The sequence below is a fragment of the Thalassospira lucentensis genome (assembly GCF_050516545.1).
Taxonomy (GTDB): Bacteria; Pseudomonadota; Alphaproteobacteria; order Rhodospirillales; family Thalassospiraceae; genus Thalassospira; species Thalassospira lucentensis_C.
Map to the genome: position 1 here is coordinate 3328206 of NZ_CP191544.1, position 18434 is coordinate 3346639.

The 18434-nt window shown below is 52.7% G+C and carries 19 protein-coding genes and 1 pseudogene; 9 read left to right on the forward strand and 11 right to left on the reverse strand.

The features are described from left to right. Position 1: 1 nt before the first annotated feature. The 6 genes and pseudogenes from speB to ACQ0MK_RS15195 all read right to left on the reverse strand — a co-directional run bounded on the left by speB (position 2) and on the right by ACQ0MK_RS15195 (position 5073). Entirely contained in the window at positions 2-1057 is a 1056-nt protein-coding gene (gene speB / locus ACQ0MK_RS15170) for an agmatinase (protein WP_430473320.1), read from the reverse strand. 62 nt (positions 1058-1119) lie between these two features. Then, the gene (locus tag ACQ0MK_RS15175; RefSeq protein WP_350042625.1) at positions 1120-1926 is read right to left on the reverse strand and encodes an ABC transporter permease; all 807 of its coding nucleotides are present in this window, start codon (positions 1924-1926) and stop codon (positions 1120-1122) included. Beyond that, entirely contained in the window at positions 1923-2774 is an 852-nt protein-coding gene (locus ACQ0MK_RS15180) for an ABC transporter permease (protein ID WP_430473321.1), read from the reverse strand. Before ACQ0MK_RS15180 ends, ACQ0MK_RS15175 begins: the two co-directional genes overlap by 4 nt. Then, positions 2771-3820 carry an ABC transporter ATP-binding protein gene (locus tag ACQ0MK_RS15185; RefSeq protein ID WP_430473322.1) on the reverse strand — a complete coding sequence of 350 codons (1050 nt, stop codon included), beginning with the start codon at positions 3818-3820 and terminating at the stop codon, positions 2771-2773. Before ACQ0MK_RS15185 ends, ACQ0MK_RS15180 begins: the two co-directional genes overlap by 4 nt. A 152-nt stretch (positions 3821-3972) precedes the next feature. Next, positions 3973-4710, reverse strand: a pseudogene (locus ACQ0MK_RS15190) (ABC transporter substrate-binding protein); the annotation flags it as partial. A gap of 15 nt (positions 4711-4725) precedes the next feature. After that, positions 4726-5073: a hypothetical protein gene (locus tag ACQ0MK_RS15195; protein WP_430473323.1), complete on the reverse strand. Its 348-nt coding sequence runs from the start codon at positions 5071-5073 to the stop codon at positions 4726-4728. A gap of 181 nt (positions 5074-5254) precedes the next feature. Between ACQ0MK_RS15195 and ACQ0MK_RS15200 the strand changes: the two genes are divergently transcribed. The 3 genes from ACQ0MK_RS15200 (at position 5255) to ACQ0MK_RS15210 (ending at position 7446) form a co-directional block, all read left to right on the forward strand. Continuing rightward, on the forward strand, positions 5255-6163 hold the full coding sequence (locus ACQ0MK_RS15200; protein WP_430473324.1) for a LysR family transcriptional regulator: 909 nt from the start codon (positions 5255-5257) through the stop codon (positions 6161-6163). Positions 6164-6313: 150 nt separating this feature from the next. Then, positions 6314-7123: an AzlC family ABC transporter permease gene (locus tag ACQ0MK_RS15205; RefSeq protein WP_430473325.1), complete on the forward strand. Its 810-nt coding sequence runs from the start codon at positions 6314-6316 to the stop codon at positions 7121-7123. After that, a complete protein-coding gene (locus ACQ0MK_RS15210; protein ID WP_350048215.1) occupies positions 7120-7446 on the forward strand; it encodes an AzlD family protein in 327 nt (108 codons plus the stop codon). Before ACQ0MK_RS15205 ends, ACQ0MK_RS15210 begins: the two co-directional genes overlap by 4 nt. Before the next feature lie 12 nt (positions 7447-7458). Here the strand turns inward: ACQ0MK_RS15210 and ACQ0MK_RS15215 are convergent, their stop codons facing one another. The 4 genes from ACQ0MK_RS15215 to ACQ0MK_RS15230 form a co-directional block, all read right to left on the reverse strand. After that, complete coding sequence (locus ACQ0MK_RS15215) at positions 7459-8496, reverse strand: acyltransferase family protein (protein ID WP_430473326.1); 1038 nt, start codon at positions 8494-8496, stop codon at positions 7459-7461. Between the two features lie 8 nt (positions 8497-8504). Continuing rightward, positions 8505-10100 (reverse strand): peptide chain release factor 3, encoded by a 1596-nt coding sequence (locus tag ACQ0MK_RS15220; RefSeq protein ID WP_430473327.1) that lies wholly within the window; start codon positions 10098-10100, stop codon positions 8505-8507. A 111-nt stretch (positions 10101-10211) separates the two neighbouring features. Next, positions 10212-11246 carry a permease gene (locus ACQ0MK_RS15225; protein WP_430473328.1) on the reverse strand — a complete coding sequence of 345 codons (1035 nt, stop codon included), beginning with the start codon at positions 11244-11246 and terminating at the stop codon, positions 10212-10214. A gap of 49 nt (positions 11247-11295) precedes the next feature. Further along, positions 11296-11649: an ArsR/SmtB family transcription factor gene (locus ACQ0MK_RS15230; protein WP_430473329.1), complete on the reverse strand. Its 354-nt coding sequence runs from the start codon at positions 11647-11649 to the stop codon at positions 11296-11298. Between the two features lie 120 nt (positions 11650-11769). On the opposite strand from ACQ0MK_RS15230, the gene ACQ0MK_RS15235 reads away from it, so the two are divergent. From ACQ0MK_RS15235 to ACQ0MK_RS15260, 6 genes are all read left to right on the forward strand, one after another. Further along, positions 11770-12102, forward strand: a complete 333-nt coding sequence (locus ACQ0MK_RS15235) for an ArsR/SmtB family transcription factor (protein ID WP_430473330.1) — start codon at positions 11770-11772, stop codon at positions 12100-12102. A 31-nt stretch (positions 12103-12133) separates the two neighbouring features. Further along, positions 12134-12646, forward strand: coding sequence for an arsenate reductase ArsC (locus ACQ0MK_RS15240; RefSeq protein ID WP_430473331.1), 513 nt, complete (start codon positions 12134-12136; stop codon positions 12644-12646). Between the two features lie 20 nt (positions 12647-12666). Further along, positions 12667-13701: an ACR3 family arsenite efflux transporter gene (arsB, locus tag ACQ0MK_RS15245; protein WP_430473332.1), complete on the forward strand. Its 1035-nt coding sequence runs from the start codon at positions 12667-12669 to the stop codon at positions 13699-13701. A gap of 41 nt (positions 13702-13742) precedes the next feature. Further along, positions 13743-14759: an ArsJ-associated glyceraldehyde-3-phosphate dehydrogenase gene (locus ACQ0MK_RS15250; protein WP_430473333.1), complete on the forward strand. Its 1017-nt coding sequence runs from the start codon at positions 13743-13745 to the stop codon at positions 14757-14759. 11 nt (positions 14760-14770) lie between these two features. Then, on the forward strand, positions 14771-15997 hold the full coding sequence (gene arsJ / locus ACQ0MK_RS15255) for an organoarsenical effux MFS transporter ArsJ (RefSeq protein ID WP_430473334.1): 1227 nt from the start codon (positions 14771-14773) through the stop codon (positions 15995-15997). Positions 15998-16333: 336 nt separating this feature from the next. Next, positions 16334-17089, forward strand: a complete 756-nt coding sequence (locus ACQ0MK_RS15260; RefSeq protein WP_430476037.1) for a PhoH family protein — start codon at positions 16334-16336, stop codon at positions 17087-17089. A 124-nt stretch (positions 17090-17213) separates the two neighbouring features. Here ACQ0MK_RS15260 and ACQ0MK_RS15265 read toward each other — a convergent pair whose 3' ends face one another. Beyond that, positions 17214-18233, reverse strand: a complete 1020-nt coding sequence (locus tag ACQ0MK_RS15265) for a cation diffusion facilitator family transporter (RefSeq protein WP_430473335.1) — start codon at positions 18231-18233, stop codon at positions 17214-17216. Between the last annotated feature and the right edge of the window lie 201 nt (positions 18234-18434).

The window sequence follows — 18434 nt, forward strand, 5'->3', positions numbered from 1 at the left end:
CTTATGCTCCGCCTTTGCGACGTTTCAGCGCGTCGGTCACCAAGCATAGTTCTTCGAACAGAACCTGTGCACCGGCATGGGCGGTATTGGTGGTGGCATCATATTGCGGGGCGACTTCGACAACATCGGCACCGACGAAATCAAGCCCCTTAAGCCCGCGCAGAATGGCCAGTGCTTCGCGTGATGTCAGGCCACCGATTTCCGGTGTTCCGGTTCCCGGTGCAAAGGACGGATCAAGGCAATCAACGTCAAAGGACAGATAAACCGGGCCATCACCAATGACTTCACGCGCCTTGGCAATGACGGCCTCAACCCCCATTTGCGGAACTTCTTCAGCGTGGATCACGGTCATGCCGCTATCATAGGAAAATTCCCAGAGATATTCCGCGCCACCGCGAATACCGATCTGAATGGTGCGTTCCGGGTCAAGCACCCCATCCATGACCGATTGACGGAACGGTCCACCATGATGGAATTTCGCCCCTTCATATTCGCCACTGGTATCGCAATGGGCATCCAGATGGATCATGCCAACCGGGCGATCTTTGCCAACCGCACGCTGGATTGAATAGGTGATCGAATGATCCCCACCAATCGCAATTGGAATGACACCAGCATCAACAATCTTGGTGAAATATTCTTCGATATCCTCATGGCATTTTTCCAGAGAAAACCGGCTTCTGAACGGCACATCGCCAATATCGGCAACCGCACATTGGGCGCCCGGCACCATACGCAAAACGTGTTCATACGGGCCAATGCGTTCAATGTTGCGCACCGCACGCGGGCCAAGACGCGCACCGGCACGGTTGGTCACACCCAAATCCATCGGCACCCCGACCAAAGCAACATCAATGCCTTCAAAGTTGGTTTTTGCTGCATCCGGTGCAAAAGGCGCATCAAGGAATGTCGGCACACCGGCAAATGGCCATTTGCGTTCTCCAGTGGCGGAAAACTGGGTTTCAGCTACTTCTTTGAAATGCGGGTCGAACATATCGCCGCCTTTGGCATTGCCATATTTCTCGCGGAGTTTCGCAAGCTTTTCACTGTTAACCATGGTGGCCTCCTAATACCGTGTGGGACGTTTCTAATTGTTTGAAATTGCGGGCGTAGATTGCATTAGCTGTCCTCGTCATGACGCCAGGCGCCAAGTAGACGCGGCAGATCGCCAAACCGTGCAATCAAACCAAACACCACTATCGCCACCGCGACAAACAGCACAGTGACCGAGGCCATGGTTGGCGTGTAGCCATATCGCAGGGAATTGAAAATCTTGATCGGCAGGGTCTCGACCGTGAAGCCGACCGCCATATAGGCAACGATATATTCGTTCAGCGAGAGCACGAAAGCGAAAGCCATGCCCGAAATGATGTAAGGCAGGATCAGCGGCAAAATGATTGTCCGTAAAATGGTCCTATCATCCGCCCCCATTGTGGCTGCGGCTTCGACCAGACTGTCATCGACGGCCTCGAACCCAAGGGTCAGCGTGACCAGCGGCAAGGTAACAAAGAATATCCCGTGACTGATCACCACCGTCCATGGCTGCCCATAGGCACCGGCCGTGGTCCAGAAACTTAGGAAGCCAAGAGCGGTAATTACCGGCGGCAAGATAAAGGGTGCCAGTCCAAGCACCTGAACAATCCGCGCCCACGGAGCATGAAACCGCCATAAGAACCATGCAAGCGGAAAGGCAATGATTACCGAAAGGCTTGATGCCCCGATTGCCACACCCAGACTGTTAAACAGGGCCTGTCGCCAGCTATCTTCGGTAAATATCTGAGCATACCAATCAAGCGAGAAACCTTCGGGCGGGAATGAAAGGGACTTCTTTTCGTTAAACGATACTCCGGCGACCACAACCAACGGAGCCGAAAGAAACAGCGCCATTGCGGCAAGGAACAGGCGCAAGACAAAACGGTTGATCATCCTGCATTCTCCTTTTTGCCATAGAGAAGCGAGATCGCGACCAACGACAGGCTGACCAGCACAAGAAACACCGCCATGGCAGCAGCAAACGGCATGTTTGACTGATAAATCGCCTGATCCGTGATCAGCACCGACAGTGTCCAATGCGATGGTTTGCCCAACAATTGCGGCAGCAAATAACAGCCCAGAGCAAAGACAAACACCATGATAAGGGTCGAGACGATGCTGTTGCGCAAGGCCGGAACAACGACATTCAAGAAACTGCGCGCCGGGCCAGAACCCAATGTCCGTGCGGCTTCAACCAGCGACGGATCAAGGCGTGACAATGCGGGGTAAAGGACAAGAACCGTATAGGGGAATGTCTGATAGACCATGCCGGTCATAACCGCGCCAAAGCTTGGCGACAGCGACATCGGTTTATCCATGATGCCGAGTGACACCAGAAGATTGGTAATCCCGGCGGTTCGTGACAATAAGGTCGACCAACCAAACCCGATCAGAACTTCCGAGAGTGACAGAACCGATAGTAAAAACACCAGCCACACGACCTGTGTTCGGCGCGCCATTCGGGTCAGGATATAGGTGAACGGAAAGGCCAAAAGGACGGACACCACCGCAACAAGGGCCGCCAAACCAACCGAGAACCCAAGAATGCCGCCAAAAAATGTACTTAGAAACCGTGCATAGTTCTCAAACACAAAGGCCGGTTCATAAAAGGCACCCTGCACACGCTGAAAAAATGACATCGCGATCATGATGCCAAACGGTATGACAAAGAAAACCGTCAGCATCCCGGCCGGGAAGCCAATCGCCGCGTAATCAGAAAACTTTCCGGGTTTGATTTTCATGCGTCCCCCAACACCACACAGGCATCTTTGGGGAAGGCGACAGAAACACTATCACCGGCAACAACATCCGGGCGGTCCGAAGGCGTTGTAATCGCCATAATCTGTTGGCCTGCGACGTTCAGATAAAATTCGATACTCGCGCCAAGATCGCGGATATAGGAAACATCACCGATCAATGATCCAGGGGAATTTTCGCCATTATCCTTAGACACCCGAATATTTTCCGGACGCACGGACAGGGTAACATCCCCCGATTTTGGCAGATCATCAGCCCGCAAAGTGCCCCCTGCCACTGCAATCTTACCAACGCCACTCACCCGCCCAGAAATCAGATTGGTCGAACCGATAAAGTCGGCAACAAAAGCATCCTTCGGTTTGCGGTAAATTTCAACCGGAGGGGCAACCTGATGGACTTTTCCTTGTGACATCACAACAACCAGATCGGCCATGGTCATGGCTTCACGCTGATCGTGGGTCACAACAATGGTGGTAATGCCCAATTTTTGCTGCAGCTGTTTAAGTTCAATCTGCATGCTTTCACGCAGTTTGGCATCAAGGGCTGATAGCGGTTCATCAAGCAGGAAAAGCTTTGGCTCCAACGCCAAGGCGCGTGCGATTGCAACGCGCTGTTTCTGGCCACCGGAAAGCTTGGCGACCGGACGGTCCGCCATGTCGGGCAATTGCACCAGATCAAGCAGACGTTTGACCGCCTTGAAACAATCGGCCTTGGACCCGCCGCGAATGCGCAGCGGATAGGCGATGTTTTCGCCAACGCTCAGATGCGGGAAAAGGGCCAGATTTTGAAACACCATCCCAAAATCGCGCTGATGGGTCGGAATGCGGGTGACATCGTCACCTTCCAACAAAATACGTCCAGCGGTCGGGTCTTCCAGACCGGAAATCATTCGAAGCAAGGTTGTCTTGCCGCAGCCCGACGGCCCAAGAAGACAGACAAACTTTCCTTGCGGAATTGTAAGGCTGGTTTCATGAACGGCGATAAAATCACCGAACTTTTTTACAATGGAATCAAAGACCAAACCGGACATTGGCGATCCTGTATATAACGTTAGACGCGACAAACGAATTGCCCTGGAAGTCGAAATGTCAGGCAGCATGCCGGTGCAAATGTCTGCACGATGCAACAGGAGGCATGCTGCCTGACCAGATCAGCAAAATGATGCTGAAACCAACGCCAGCATTAGCTGACGATCAGTTCTGTCCATTTCTGCGACAGCCAATCGGCACGCTGCAGATAGATGTCATAACGCGGAATGATCGGCTCAATCTCAGACGACACTGATGCAAATTCGGCATCGGTCAGATCGGTTTTCGAACGCGCAACGGTCGGCGACGTCCCGACTTTGCGTGACAGAAGTGACTGAATTTCAGCCTGGCTCATGAAGTCGATAAACTCATGGGCCATTTCGATTTTTTCCGACTTGCCCGAAACCGCCCAGCTACCGGAATCGTTAATACCGCCTTCTTTCGGGAAGGTGGAGCGCACCGGATGACCGTCAGCCGCCGCAAGACCGGCAACGTCGTGGTAATACTGGCCCATCGGGATTTCACCAGATTTCAGCGCCTGTTCAAACTGCGCTTCGTCACGGTACCAAAGCTGCACGTTTTTCTTCACCTCGGCCAGCTTGTCCATGACCTGCATGATGCCTTCTTCAGTATCAAGAATGTCCTGACCACCGAAATGAGTTTTTGCCGTCACGTCCAGCAGGAAGGAGTTCGAAACCAGTGCCAACAGGCCAAGCTGTTCGGCACGTTCTGGTTTCCAAAGTTCGGCCCAGCTGGTCGGGGCTTCTTTGATCACGTCGGTATTGGAAACAAGCGTGATGTACCAGGTAACCGCACCAACACCACACAGGCTGCCATCGGCATATTTGTTGAGATAAGCCGGCAAAACGTTCGCCACATTCGGCATTTTCGCGGTATCAAGTTTGGCTCACAGGTTGGCCGCAGCCCCACGCTGCATCATGCCTTGCGAAATCATCGAAATATCCGTCGGTGCCTTGCCTGCACGGGCGGCCTGTTCGATCTGCACCAGCCATGCTTCGCCTGTTGGCTGTGCCACAGACTCGACCGCGATGCCGGTTGCCTTGGTGAATTCAGGGAAGATGTGTTTATCAAAGCTGTCTTTGAAATAGCCGCCATAGGCACCGATCTTCAGGCTTTTTTCCTGTGCCTTAAGGATGCCCGGAAAGCCGGTAATACCCGCCATAGCAACCGCAGAACCGCCAGCAATCCCTGCCAGTACGGAACGGCGACTGATCCCCTTCTTCATGTCGTCCATGTGATCCACCTCTGATGACTTGGGGGCAACAGCCCGCCAATTTTGATTTTTTGTCGCTGCTTTTTCCCGATACAGCGATCTGGTTTCATCAGCAGATCAAATTGCGCAGGTTTGAAAAATCACGTATTGCTGAAACTTACTTTGAGAAAACCCAAAGTAATCATCACAAGGCATGGATTGCATGGCAACGGAACAATCAGACCTCAAGCTTCTTCGGATCTTCCTAAAGATTGTTGAAGCTGGCGGTTTTGCTGCAGCACAGAGCGAATTGAATCTGTCGCTTTCAACGATATCAAGCTATGTCACCAGCCTTGAAACGCGGCTTGGATTTACGTTGTGCAAACGCGGTCGAAGCGGCTTTTCGCTGACCCGCGAAGGACAAATTGTTTTCGAAGAAGCCCATCGTTTGTTTAAAGCGGTAACGCAATATGAAACCAAAATGCGGTCCTTGCGCGATAAACTGAACGGCACACTAACCATCGGCCTGACCGACAATACCATCACCGATCCCGGGGCCCGTAAGATCGAACATACCATCGCGCGCTTTGTCGAAAAGGCCCCGGATGTGACGTTAAATGTTGTGACCTATCCGCCCAACGATCTTTTGCGCGAAGTCGTTACCGGTGCCATTCAGGTTGGAATTTGCGCCTTTCCAAAGACGGTTCTGGGCCTCAGCTACATCTCGCTTTATCCTGAAATGCATCGGTTCTATTGCGGATCGGACCATCCGTTATTCCAACAATCCGATACCGATATCGACATTGATGAAATCCGGAGGTTTCGCATTGTCGGACGTAAATTCTGGTTGGGGCGTGATCTCAAAGACTTTGCCATTGCCCGCCCCCACGCCATGGTTTCGGATATGGAGGCCGAAGCACGCCTTATCCTGTCAGGCGCGTTTTTGGGATATCTTCCCGAACATTACGCCAAGCAATTTGTCGAAGCCGGGCGCATGCGCCCGATCCGCCCCGATCAGTTCTTTGTCGAGGCAAATTTTCAGGCAAGTTTTGATTCCAACAAGCAGCTTGATCCGGTTTCTGAGCTGTTTCTTGATCTGCTGATCGAAGATTTCGGCGCCAGCCGCGATTAAAAATCGGCAATAGCAATATCGTCCAATACCCCCTGTCTGATTTGCACCATAAGGGAGCCTGAACGATAAGGCTCCTCGCCCACCGAACAAACACAAACGCCGGAACGCCCCAAAACAACCGGCGGCATCATGACTTAGGAAATGTCGGAAATGGCACGCCCCGAAACCGCCCCACACGATGCCCAGATCGGGCATTTCGACCCAGACTCCATCAGACGTGGCGCCCTTGCCTGTCTGCCCCTTTTGCCCAGCACCATCATTTTTGGTGCCGTGCTTGGCGTTCTTGCTGCCCAGCGCGGATTGTCGCTTGGCGAACTTCTTTTCATGAGCCTGACGGTCTTTGCCGGATCGGCCCAGTTCGTATCGGTTGATCTGTGGCGCGAAACAGTCCCGGCGGCGACCATCATCATCGCCACCACTGTAATCAATATGCGCTATATCCTGATTGGTGCGTCGCTGCGCCCGGTGTTTCGTGGACGCCCGCTTTGGGTCAAGGTTTGTGGCATGCATATGGTGGCCGATGAAAACTGGGCGGTGACCATGACCCAGGAAAAACTCGCCAATCCGGGCTTTTTGCTGGGCGGCGGGATCTTCCTTGGTGTTGTTTGGGCCACTGGCAATATTGCGGGCTATCTTCTGGGGGGTGGCATTCCCGATCCAGAAGTCTATGCGCTTGATTTTGCCTTTACCGCTGTTTTCGCCGCCCTGACCATTGGCATGTGGAAAGGCAAAGTTGATCTGTTGCCATGGATTGCCGCGGCCATCGGATCGATCATTGGGCATTACACTTTGCCCGGAACCTGGTCGATTTTGGCCGGTGCGGGGGCGGGTGTTGTGACCGCAGCCCTGACATGGCGCCAGGATATGGATGATACCGGCCTTGATAGCGAATATGCCGTTGAAGGCCGCGCTGCTTATGGCGCGCCGGAAGGCACACTCAATCCGGAGACCGGCAAATGACAGCGTTCCCTGATCTGACCACTTTCAGCCTTGAAGCTGTCCTGACTATTCTTGGTATGGCGGCTGTGACCTATGGCATGCGATTGGGCGGCCTTATGATGGCGGACCGTTTGCCGCAACATGGCCGCTGGGCGCATGTCCTTGAACGCCTGCCCGGTGCGGTTTTAATCTCGGTCTGGGTGCCAAGTGCCTTGTCAGCCGGCCCGATTGGCATCGCCGGGGCTGCTGCCACCGTGATCACGATGGCGCTTGCCCGCAACCTGTTTGCCGCGATGGCGGTAGGGATGGTTCTGGTTGGGGTTGGCCGGTATTTTATTGGTTGATAATCACACCAGTTACGCAGATTGATTGGCTAACCGGTTGAATTTCAGAAGAGAGAAAATCTTTTCAAACAACTGGTTGGCCTTTTTGCGTATCGTGCGATTTTCAAAAACAAAATACAGCATGACCGACAAGATAAACGTACCGGTTACAGCACCAGCAACCGCCAGCGCATCGGCAAACCCTGCGTCGGTCAAAGCACGAATGATCAGCAGGCCAATATTCTGATGAAGCAAGTACCAGCTATAAGACACCAACCCAATCGGCCACAAAAGAGTGAAAACCGGCAAGCGCCGCGTTGCGATCACGACAATCCCCGCCAACAAAGTGACAGCGGCATATGGCAATACAGCGTCATAAACCCCGGTCGCAAAACTGGCGAAAAACGCACCGCCCGCAAGCAGGTAAAATGGTCTTTTCTGCGCAACAGACTCTTGCGCATGGGCAAAGAATAGTGCGGCACCAATCAGGAACAGAATGATATGTTCCGGGCGAATGATTCGATCAAAATGATCAATTCCAACCAGACGCAAACCAAGCCCAAGAACAAAAAGACCCGCCATACCGCCCAAGATAATAGAGGGCTGTCGGCTGACACACAGCAATAGCCCGTAGATGAAATAGAATTTCAGCTCGACGATCAGGCTCCAGTAAACACCGTCGACGGGCGGGAACAGAACGGCATTCAAGAATACGAGATTGCCCGCAGCCTGAACCGCACTTACTTCCTTACCCGGCAGGCCAAAACTGCTGACCAGAACAAAGGTCAGAAGAACACCGCCAATATACGCTGGATAAATCCGCCCAAACCGCCGCCCCCAGAAGGTCGCAAGCGACCCCGCACGGGATGCGGTCATGGCAATGCAATACCCGCTGATCACAAAAAACAGGTCTACTCCCAACCAACCGAACTGAAACATCGGTTCGATTGAAAGCCCGGTATAATCATTGGGCCAACGACCAAGATAATGGAATGCCACCACCATCAAAACAGCGATGGCGCGCAATCCATCGATTGCCACCATCCTGTTTTGTGCGGGTTGGCCCGGCATCTGCATGCCTAGGCAGCAACCATATTCTGTTCGCGGGTGGCTTCGAATTTCAGGTTCGGCCAATCGCGTTGTGCGGTTTCAAGATGCCAAGCATTCCGCGCGATAAAGACAAGCGTTTCGTCATGGTCTTCAAACAAAGCAGACTGGTTGGCATCGCGGAATTTTTTAATTTCCAGCGGATCACTGCCGACTACCCAACGGGCGGCATAGGCCGGAGTCTGTTCGAAGTGAACCTTGATGCCGTATTCCGCCGAGATGCGTTCTTTGAGAACTTCAAACTGAAGTTGCCCGACCACACCGACGATCCAGTCCGCCCCCATCATGGGTTTAAACACCTGGGATGCGCCTTCTTCAGCAAGCTGTTCAAGGGCCCGCTGAAGGTGCTTACCCTTAAGCGGGTCATCAAGGCGGACTTTTTGCAGCAACTCAGGCGCAAAGGCCGGAACACCGCGGAAGCGCAAATCTTCGCCTTCGGTCAGGGTATCGCCGATCCGAAGGGTTCCGTGGTTTGGAATGCCGATGATATCGCCCGGCCATGCTTCTTCGGCAATGTCACGTTCATTGGCAAAGAACAGCATCGGGTTATGCACCGCCATCTGTTTGCCTGCACGGACATGCTTAAGCTTCATGCCACGTTTAAAATGACCGGAGCACAGACGAATAAACGCAATACGGTCCCGGTGGTTCGGATCAATATTGGCTTGGACCTTGAACACAAAGCCCGACACCTTGGTTTCGGATGAATGAACCGTCCGGGTGGCGGCTTCTTGCGGGCGCGGGGTCGGGGCATTTTCGCCAATCCCGCGCAGCAATTCACGCACACCAAAATTGTTAATCGCCGAGCCAAAAAAGACCGGGGTCAGATGACCTTCGCGGTAGCTTTCAAGATCAAATTCCGGGCACACCGCGCGAACCATTTCGACATCTTCGCGAAGCTGGGCCACAAGGTAATCCGGGACAAGTTCATCAAGCCTTGGATCATTCAGACCGTCAATCTGAATGGCTTCCTTAACAACATTTCCGCCCTTTTCCATGAACATGATGCGGTCATTGACCAGATCATAGCAGCCCTTGAAATCACGGCCCGACCCAATTGGCCAGGTGACCGGTGATACATCAAGTGCGAGATCCTGTTCGATCTGATCGATCAGTTCAAAGAAATCGCGGGTTTCACGGTCAAGCTTGTTTACAAAGGTCGTGATCGGCACATCACGCAGACGACAGACTTCAAAGAGCTTACGTGTCTGGGCCTCGATGCCTTTGGCGGCGTCAATCACCATGACGGCAGAGTCCACCGCGGTCAGAACACGGTAGGTATCTTCGGAAAAGTCTTCGTGGCCCGGCGTATCAAGCAGGTTGAAGATATGATCTTCGAACTCGAACGTCATGACAGCAGAAGACACAGAAATACCGCGATCCTGTTCAATCTTCATGAAGTCCGAACGCGCGCCGCGCTGTTCTTTTTTCGCCTTCACCGCACCGGCCATTTGAATCGCCCCCCCGAAAAGCAATAGCTTTTCCGTCAGGGTCGTTTTACCCGCATCCGGGTGCGAGATGATGGCGAAGGTACGGCGACGCGATACTTGCTGGTCAATCGTCGACATTCTTGATCCATTAACATTAATTTCGGTTTGGCGCGCACTGTACCGATTTTTAAGCTGCGCGCCATCCCGAAATCGTCATGACGGGTATGAATTCTGCCCGTCACAATATGATCAATGCATGATCTGGAACACAAGCCCGACAGCAAATGATCCGATCAAGGCATAGGCAAGATACAGCGCAAAAACAGGTTTCTTGACGAGTGCAAAAACCGCAATCGCCGCCGGAAGGGACGACACCCCGCCTGCTACCAGAAACGCCATGCCTGCACCGGCCTGCATCCCTTGCCCGATCAGTCCACCAACCAACGGCAAAGCCGCATAACCGTTCAAGTAGGCCGGAACACCGACAAGGGTCGCGATCAGGACCGGCATCACACCATCCCCACCAACCGCTGCCGAAACCATCTCGGCCGGGATATAAGCAACCATCAGGCTTTCCAGCAGAAACGCCAACGCCAGCCATTTTCCCAAAAACAGAGTGGTCTTAAAGGCATCCCGACGAAATCTGTCAACACGATCCGTTTCCTGCCAGAAACGCCATACTGGCGGTTTCGGCACCCGCACCTTTGCCCCGCCGCAACCACCATTTCCAATCCCATCGCGCAAAGGGTCGGTCAGGAAACCAAGCCGGGTCAACCAAAGTGTGGCAAATCCACCAATCAAACCAAGTGCAATCGCGGCCAGCAATTTACCAACCGCAAATTCCATCCCGATTGTGCCCACAGTCAGCATGAACATTGCCGGATCAATCACCGGCGACGCCAGCCAGAATGCCATCACCGGTGCCAATGGCACCCCCATTGACAACAATGCCGCAATCAACGGGATCACCCCGCACGAACAAAACGGCGACAATGCCCCAAAGGCAGACGCCATCAGGACCATCTTTACCGGATGACCACTGAAAGCCCGTGCAATCAGGCTATCGGCTCCGGTCGCACCGGCCCAGGCAGCAATCATCACCGACAACAACAAAAACGGTGCAACTGACGCAAGCTGCTGTCCGGTAAAAACCAGACTGCCGGGCAGCTGAGCTGGCACGATCACGGCCAGCACCACCAGTATTGCGACAAAGGTAACCCATACCCGGTCAAAAGACCTGCCGGTTTTAGCAAACCGGCGCAGTGTCAGAGCAATATCTGTCATATCCATATCCCTAGTAAATTAGTTTCGTTAAGGCAAAAAAAGTGGCCGCTCAGACCTTTTCTTCGTCTTGCCCGACATCAACCCCGATGCAGCATTCATCAATCAGCGCACCCAACACGTTGTGAACCGCCAGGATGTCGGCATGATTGACAACCTCGCGACCGTGTTTTTCCTGCTGGACCAGCCCGACCTGTACAAGCGCGCCCAGATGATGCGCCAGAGTCGAAGCCGGAAGGCCGGTGAGACGACCGATTTCACCGATATTTAATCCGCTATTCCCCGCCCGCACCAGCAAACGGAAAATGCCCAAACGGGCTGTATGGCCCAATGCGGCAAGGATAGGGGCGATGTCTGTTTCCTTCATGCCACCATTATAACTATTTTTATAGTTATTTAAAGGCATTTCCGATTTCCAATGCAACTTATTGATTTTAAATATGTAATTAGCCACACATCTTCATAATTCAAACTGAAACACAATTGTCACTTGCCAAACCATCATTATGTCGATAATTCTCGACATATGGACACAAATAACGCAATTAGCGCACTTGCCGCATTGGCACAGGAACACAGATTGGCAGCGTTTCGTTTGCTGGCCGAGGCCGGAGAAACCGGCATGGCCGCAGGTGACGTCGCACGCAAAATCGGCATCCCGCACAACACAATGTCATCGCATCTGGCGACATTGAGTAATGCGGGGCTGATTGCCGCAACACGTGACGGGCGGTCGATGATTTACCGCATTGTTCCCGAAGTCATGCGCAGCCTTCTGGGTTTCCTGACAGATGATTGCTGCCATGGTCGCCCCGAACTGTGTGGACTGACACCCGCGACGGATAAGGGCTGCTGTTAGCCTAAATTGCCTCACTTAAGGGATAAATGATATGTCTGGTGGTATTTATAACGTGCTATTTCTGTGCCGAGCCAATTCCGCACGTAGCATCATGGCCGAAGCGATCCTGAAGCAAGAAGGTCACGACCATTTCTTTGGCTACAGCGCAGGTTCCTATCCACGTGGCGAAGTCCATCCTTATGCTCAAGAACTTTTGAAAAGCCTTGATCATAATCCGGCAGATTTTTCGTCCAAGGCGATGGAGACCTATTCCGAACAGGACGAGATCAAATTTGATTTCGTGTTCACGGTGTGTGACGCGACGGCCAATGAAGACTGCCCGATCTTTCCCGGATCGCCAATGACGGCCCACTGGGGCGTTCCCGATCCGGCTGCTGTCGAAGGCAGTGAAGCGGAAAAGCGTCTGGCATTTGCCGATACTTATCGCATGTTGCGCAACCGGATTTCGATTTTCACCAGTCTGCCATTCCGGTCACTTGACCGCATGTCCTTACAACAGGAACTGAACAAAATCGGACAAATCACCGACCGCGAGGATGTATGACCGCCCAAGAAGATGCCCCAATGAACTTGTTTGAACGCTATCTGACGGTGTGGGTGGCACTTAGTATCGTGGTTGGTATTGCGCTAGGTCAGCTATTTCCGAACCTGTTTCAGGCGATTGGTAATCTGACCGCCTACGAAATCAATCTGCCCGTCACCGTCCTGATTTGGGCGATGATCATCCCAATGCTGATGAAAGTTGATTTTGGCGCCCTGCACGAAGTCGGCCGTCAATGGCGCGGCATTAGCGTCACCCTTGGTGTGAACTGGTTGATCAAGCCGTTTACCATGGCTGCCCTTGGCTGGCTGTTTATCGGCTTTTTGTTCCGCCCTCTTTTGCCCGAAGCCCAGATTGAAAGCTATATCGCCGGCTTGATCCTGCTGGGTGCAGCACCTTGTACGGCGATGGTGTTTATCTGGTCGAACCTGACCAAGGGGGATGCCAATTTCACCCTGACACAGGTGGCGTTGAACGACACGATCATGATCTTTGCCTTTGCCCCGATTGTCGCCTTGCTGCTTGGCATTTCAGCGATCACCATTCCGTGGCAAACCCTGACCATTTCGGTCGTGGCATTCATCGTTATTCCGGTCATTATCGGCCAAATAATCCGAAATCAGATGATGAAAGGCGGGGTCGAACGGTTCAATACGTTTGATGCCAAGCTTAAACCCGTTTCCATGATCGCCCTTCTGAGCACACTGGTTTTGCTGTTTGCCTTTCAGGGACAGCAAATCATTGCCCAACCAATGATCATCGCTCTTTTGGCTGTCCCCATCATTTTGCAGACCTATTTCATTGCCGCCATTGCCTATGTAGCCAACAAGGTCCTTGGGGTAGAGCACCGCATTGCCGCGCCATCGGCAATGATTGGCGCTTCGAACTTCTTTGAACTGGCCGTGGCAACCGCAATTGGCCTGTTCGGGTTTTCATCGGGTGCGGCATTGGCAACTGTCGTCGGGGTTTTGGTTGAAGTCCCGGTCATGCTGTCACTTGTCGCCATTGCCAATCGATCCCGCGGCTGGTTCGCGCCATCGCAAAGCACGTCACATTAATCAAAATTGCCTCTATCGGCTAAAGGTTTCAGGTTCGCGTCATGACGAAAAAGATCCGCATCGGCATAAATGGTTTCGGTCGTATGGGCCGGTTGGTTCTGCGGGCTGGCTGGGGTCATCCCAGTTTTGAGTTTGTACATATCAACGAAATCAAAGGCGGGGCTAAAACTGCGGCCCATCTTCTGGAATTTGATTCCGTTCATGGCCGCTGGACCAAACGCGTTGACTGCATTGGCGATCAGGTGGTGATTGATCAGGCCCACAAAATATCGTTTAGCGAAAATGCTACGCCGGGCGAGACCGATTGGGTCGGGATGGGCTGTGACATTGTTCTGGAATGTACTGGCAAGTTCAAAACGCCCGAAACAATCGCCCCGTATTTTGATCAGGGTGTTAAAAAAGTCATCGTTGCCGCACCGGTCAAAGAAGGTGCGCTTAACATCGTCTATGGGGTCAATGACGATCTTTATGATCCTGCCACACACAATCTTTTAACTGCGGCAAGTTGCACGACCAATTGCCTGGCCCCGGTGGTCAAAGTCATCCACGAACAAATTGGCATCGTTCATGGATCAATCACGACCATTCATGACGTGACCAATACCCAAAGTGTGGTTGACTTACCCCACAGTGATCTACGCCGTGCTCGATCTTGCCTGCAATCTTTGATCCCGACCAGCACCGGATCAGCAACTGCAATCACCATGATTTACCCGGAACTTAAGGGCAAACTGAACGGTATTGCTGTGCGGGTACCATTGTTAAATGCGTCGCTGACCGATTGCGTATTTGAAGTCGCGCGCGACACCGATGTTGAAACTGTCAACCGCCTGATGCGCGAAGCATCGGAAACCTATCTGGCCGGTATTCTGGGCTATGAAGAACGTCCGCTGGTCAGCGTCGATTACCTCAATGACAGTCGGTCTTCGATCATTGATGCCGGATCCACCATGGTGATTGATAAACGTCAGGTCAAATTGCTGGCTTGGTATGACAATGAATGGGGCTATGTCTGCCGGATGGCTGATCTTGCCGCCAAAGTCGCACAAGGCCTGTAAGGGGAAATACCATGTCAGCCGCAATCCGCAACTATGCGCTGGTCACAAGTGCCTATTGGGGTTTTACCCTGACCGATGGTGCATTGCGGATGCTGGTGCTGTTGCATTTTCATGCGTTGGGCTATTCCGCGTTTGAAATTGCACTACTGTTTGTCCTGTATGAATTTGCTGGCATCGTCACCAATCTGGTTGGCGGTTGGTTGGCACAGGCCCGCGGATTGCGCTTTACGCTTTATTGCGGCTTAAGCCTTCAGATCGCGTCTCTTGCCGCTCTTTCCTTAACCAGTCCCGATTGGCTCCCGGCCGTTTCAGTTGCCTATGTCATGGGGCTACAGGCCGCATCCGGGGTGGCCAAGGACCTGACCAAGATGTCGAGTAAATCGGCGATCAAGGTTCTGGTCCCTGCCGATGCAAAAGGTGCTCTTTTCAGGTGGGTCGCCCTTTTAACCGGATCAAAAAACGCCCTAAAAGGTGTAGGTTTTTTCATGGGCGGTGCGCTTTTATCCTGGCTTGGTTTTAGCGGTGCGGTGCTTGCCATGGCTGCCGGTCTTGCCATAACCCTGATTGCGGTCGCCATATCACTTGGCGATGCGATGTCTGGCCCAAGTAGTGCCGCAAAACCAAAGTTCCGCGATGTGTTTTCATCAGATCGCAAAATCAATATTCTTTCCGGTGCCCGGCTGTTCTTGTTTGGTGCACGCGATATCTGGTTTGTTGTTGGGCTTCCTGTGTTTTTGGCGGCTGAACTTGGCTGGGGCCACATTGAAGTTGGCACCTATATGGCAGCATGGGTGATTGGATATGGCTTTGTTCAAGCCATAGCGCCCAAAATGCTCCGCGCACAAAGCCATGAACCCGATGGCCGAGCCGCACAGTTTTGGGTGATCGCCCTGATTGCGGTGACCATTGCGATTGCCGCTGCCATTCAACAGGATGTCGCCCCGGAACTTGCGGTCCTTGGTGGGTTGCTGGTCTTTGGGGTGGTCTTTGCCATCAATTCATCGCTACATTCCTATTTGATCCTTGCCTATGCACAGGGCGATAAGGTCGCGATGAATGTCGGGTTCTATTATATGTCCAATGCCATCGGGCGCCTGACCGGCACCATCCTGTCCGGGGCCGCCTATTTCTATGGCGGCTTGGTTGGATGCCTTGTGACATCGGTAGCATTTTTGACCATCAGCTGGATCATCAGCACCGCATTACCAACCCGATCAACGGCCACACCGCAGGGTTGATCGGAAAAGTTCTTTCGCAGATGCGGGATAAACATCTGAAAAGATTCATCTTCCAGATTCACGAAAATTTCATCGCATAAAAACAGTGACAGACACAGCATGTAGGGGTACGATTCAAATTAACGGTCAATGACTAGACCGCAAGGAGGAGTTCCCGAGTGCCGCGAGAAAGCGTCGTAAAACGAGAATTTTCGCCCCCCGGATCGCACATGCAACATGCTGTGACCGGCGGAAACTCCTACCGCCACTTCCATCTGAATATGAAAACTGAATGCGCGCCCTTCCATGACGGAACGGCGCGTTTTGCTTTTTGGCACAATTGATGAGGTGATTGTAATGGGTAAACGCGCAGCACGCCGTCGTGGTCGTCCGCAGCAGTCTGACAACAATGTTCATGACCTGTTTGATGAAAAGAACGCCGATTGGCATCCTCTGGAAAGCTCAGAAGAGAAAACACAACGCGACCAAAGCTTCCGCCGTCACATTCGACCAAAAAGTGAAAACCAGGCTGCCCTAATGGAGGCCATTGATGCCTTTAACCTCGTTCTGGCCCTTGGACCAGCAGGCACAGGGAAAACCTATATCGCTGTATCCAAGGCGGTAGAGGCCCTTGATAAAGGGGATATCGGCCGTATCGTTCTGGCCCGCCCGGCTGTTGAAGCTGGCGAAAATATCGGTTTCCTTCCCGGCGACGTCGAAGCCAAAATGGCCCCGTATCTTCGCCCGCTTTATGATGCCCTAAATGATCGCCTTGGGACCAAACGCCTGCGGACCTACCTTTCCGATGGCACAATTGAAATCGCGCCAATCGGATATATGCGCGGTCGTACCCTTAACAATGCATTCGTCGTGATTGATGAAGCCCAGAACTGCACCTATGGGCAGCTCAAGATGCTGGTCACGCGCCTTGGCTGGAATGCGACGATGATCCTGACTGGCGACCCGGACCAGACTGACCTTCTCCCGGAAATGTCCGGCCTGTCGGAAATGTCTGATCGTCTTGAAAATGTCGAAGACATTGCCTGTGTTCGTCTGCGCGACAAAGACATCGTCCGTCACCCACTGGTCGCCAGCATGCTCACCGTTCTTTAATTTCCGACAGAGCAAACCAAAGAAGAAAAAGGCGGGTCCGAAAGGGCCCGCCTACATTTTTGTCGATAGAAACAAAGATATGGAATCCTCGAGCATCCTGACGCGTGATGGATCACACGCCTGATTACCGGCCCACCGCAGCAATTTCGCCGCCACTATTAGACACCGGAATATCATGCTGACCTGCGCGCTTGGCCCGGCCGGTGTGCCAGAATTCCGGATCTTCGGTATAGCCGCTGAATTCATCAAGATGGATGTCTTCAGGTGGTTCCGGATGGATGGTGATATCAAGATCGGGATATTCCGAACGGATACTGTCCATCACGTGATGGCAGATGGTATGCGCGTCGCGCATCAACATGCCGCCATCCATGATCAGTTCGATCTCGGCAAAGCGATGAACACCCGATGAACGGGTGCGTAAACGGTGAATACCGATCACGGACGCATTTTTCATCGTCAATTCAATGATGCGCTGGCTATCGGAATCGGGAAGTTCGGCATCCATCAGAACTTTGATCGAATGTTTGCCAACCTTGATCGCGGAAAACACAAGGAAGCCTGCAACAAGAACACCAATCACCGGATCCGCCCACAGGAAGCCCGACATGCCCAATACAAGGGCCAGGATCACAGCCGCATTGGCAAGAATGTCGCTGGTATATTGCAAAGAGTCGGCTTCAACCGCAACCGACCCGGACACACGGGCGGCTTTACGTTGCAAAAGAACCAACCCGAATGTCATGACCATCGAAACCGCCATCATCCAGATGCCTTCGGTCGCAAACCGAAGCGGTTGAGGTTCAAACACCCGTGATGACGCCTCGGCGACAACAAAGACAGCAGCCCCGATCATGAAAGCACATTGGAACAGACCAGCAAGCGGCTCTGCCTTGCCATGGCCAAATCGGTGATCGTGGTCCGCCGGTCGCCAGGCGGATCGCACCGCCATAAAATTGACAACCGCGGTACCGACATCAAGCATGCTATCAACCATAGAAGACAGCAAACTGACCGAATCGGTAAGGAACCAACCAACCGCTTTGATGGCAATCAGAATCGCAGCAATAACAATAGAGGCCGTCGTTGCACGACGCGCCCATATTTCTTTCTGTGCTATGTCAATGACAGGACATTGACTCATACGTTGTTGACCTCTGGCCTAGCAATCCGCTGTCTGACAACGGTTTTATAGCCTGTTTGGAAATAACATGTAATGTCTATTGCCATATTTCTGCCCATTGTTGTGCAGCAAATAGCGCATATTTGATATTCCGCAAGGTTTCCAAGCCGCTTTTAAGGGATTATATCTCCCAATCAGGCACATAAAAGAAAACCATAGGCC

Bases quoted from the DNA above. Each gene is read 5' to 3' on its own strand.
- speB (WP_430473320.1), bottom strand. From the start codon at position 1,057: ATGGTTAACAGTGAAAAGCTTGCGAAACTCCGCGAGAAATATGGCAAT.
- ACQ0MK_RS15175 (WP_350042625.1), bottom strand. From the start codon at position 1,926: ATGATCAACCGTTTTGTCTTGCGCCTGTTCCTTGCCGCAATGGCGCTG.
- ACQ0MK_RS15180 (WP_430473321.1), bottom strand. From the start codon at position 2,774: ATGAAAATCAAACCCGGAAAGTTTTCTGATTACGCGGCGATTGGCTTC.
- ACQ0MK_RS15185 (WP_430473322.1), bottom strand. From the start codon at position 3,820: ATGTCCGGTTTGGTCTTTGATTCCATTGTAAAAAAGTTCGGTGATTTT.
- ACQ0MK_RS15195 (WP_430473323.1), bottom strand. From the start codon at position 5,073: ATGGACGACATGAAGAAGGGGATCAGTCGCCGTTCCGTACTGGCAGGG.
- ACQ0MK_RS15200 (WP_430473324.1), top strand. From the start codon at position 5,255: ATGGCAACGGAACAATCAGACCTCAAGCTTCTTCGGATCTTCCTAAAG.
- ACQ0MK_RS15205 (WP_430473325.1), top strand. From the start codon at position 6,314: ATGGCACGCCCCGAAACCGCCCCACACGATGCCCAGATCGGGCATTTC.
- ACQ0MK_RS15210 (WP_350048215.1), top strand. From the start codon at position 7,120: ATGACAGCGTTCCCTGATCTGACCACTTTCAGCCTTGAAGCTGTCCTG.
- ACQ0MK_RS15215 (WP_430473326.1), bottom strand. From the start codon at position 8,496: ATGCCGGGCCAACCCGCACAAAACAGGATGGTGGCAATCGATGGATTG.
- ACQ0MK_RS15220 (WP_430473327.1), bottom strand. From the start codon at position 10,100: ATGTCGACGATTGACCAGCAAGTATCGCGTCGCCGTACCTTCGCCATC.
- ACQ0MK_RS15225 (WP_430473328.1), bottom strand. From the start codon at position 11,246: ATGACAGATATTGCTCTGACACTGCGCCGGTTTGCTAAAACCGGCAGG.
- ACQ0MK_RS15230 (WP_430473329.1), bottom strand. From the start codon at position 11,649: ATGCCTTTAAATAACTATAAAAATAGTTATAATGGTGGCATGAAGGAA.
- ACQ0MK_RS15235 (WP_430473330.1), top strand. From the start codon at position 11,770: ATGGACACAAATAACGCAATTAGCGCACTTGCCGCATTGGCACAGGAA.
- ACQ0MK_RS15240 (WP_430473331.1), top strand. From the start codon at position 12,134: ATGTCTGGTGGTATTTATAACGTGCTATTTCTGTGCCGAGCCAATTCC.
- arsB (WP_430473332.1), top strand. From the start codon at position 12,667: ATGAACTTGTTTGAACGCTATCTGACGGTGTGGGTGGCACTTAGTATC.
- ACQ0MK_RS15250 (WP_430473333.1), top strand. From the start codon at position 13,743: ATGACGAAAAAGATCCGCATCGGCATAAATGGTTTCGGTCGTATGGGC.
- arsJ (WP_430473334.1), top strand. From the start codon at position 14,771: ATGTCAGCCGCAATCCGCAACTATGCGCTGGTCACAAGTGCCTATTGG.
- ACQ0MK_RS15260 (WP_430476037.1), top strand. From the start codon at position 16,334: ATGGGTAAACGCGCAGCACGCCGTCGTGGTCGTCCGCAGCAGTCTGAC.
- ACQ0MK_RS15265 (WP_430473335.1), bottom strand. From the start codon at position 18,233: ATGAGTCAATGTCCTGTCATTGACATAGCACAGAAAGAAATATGGGCG.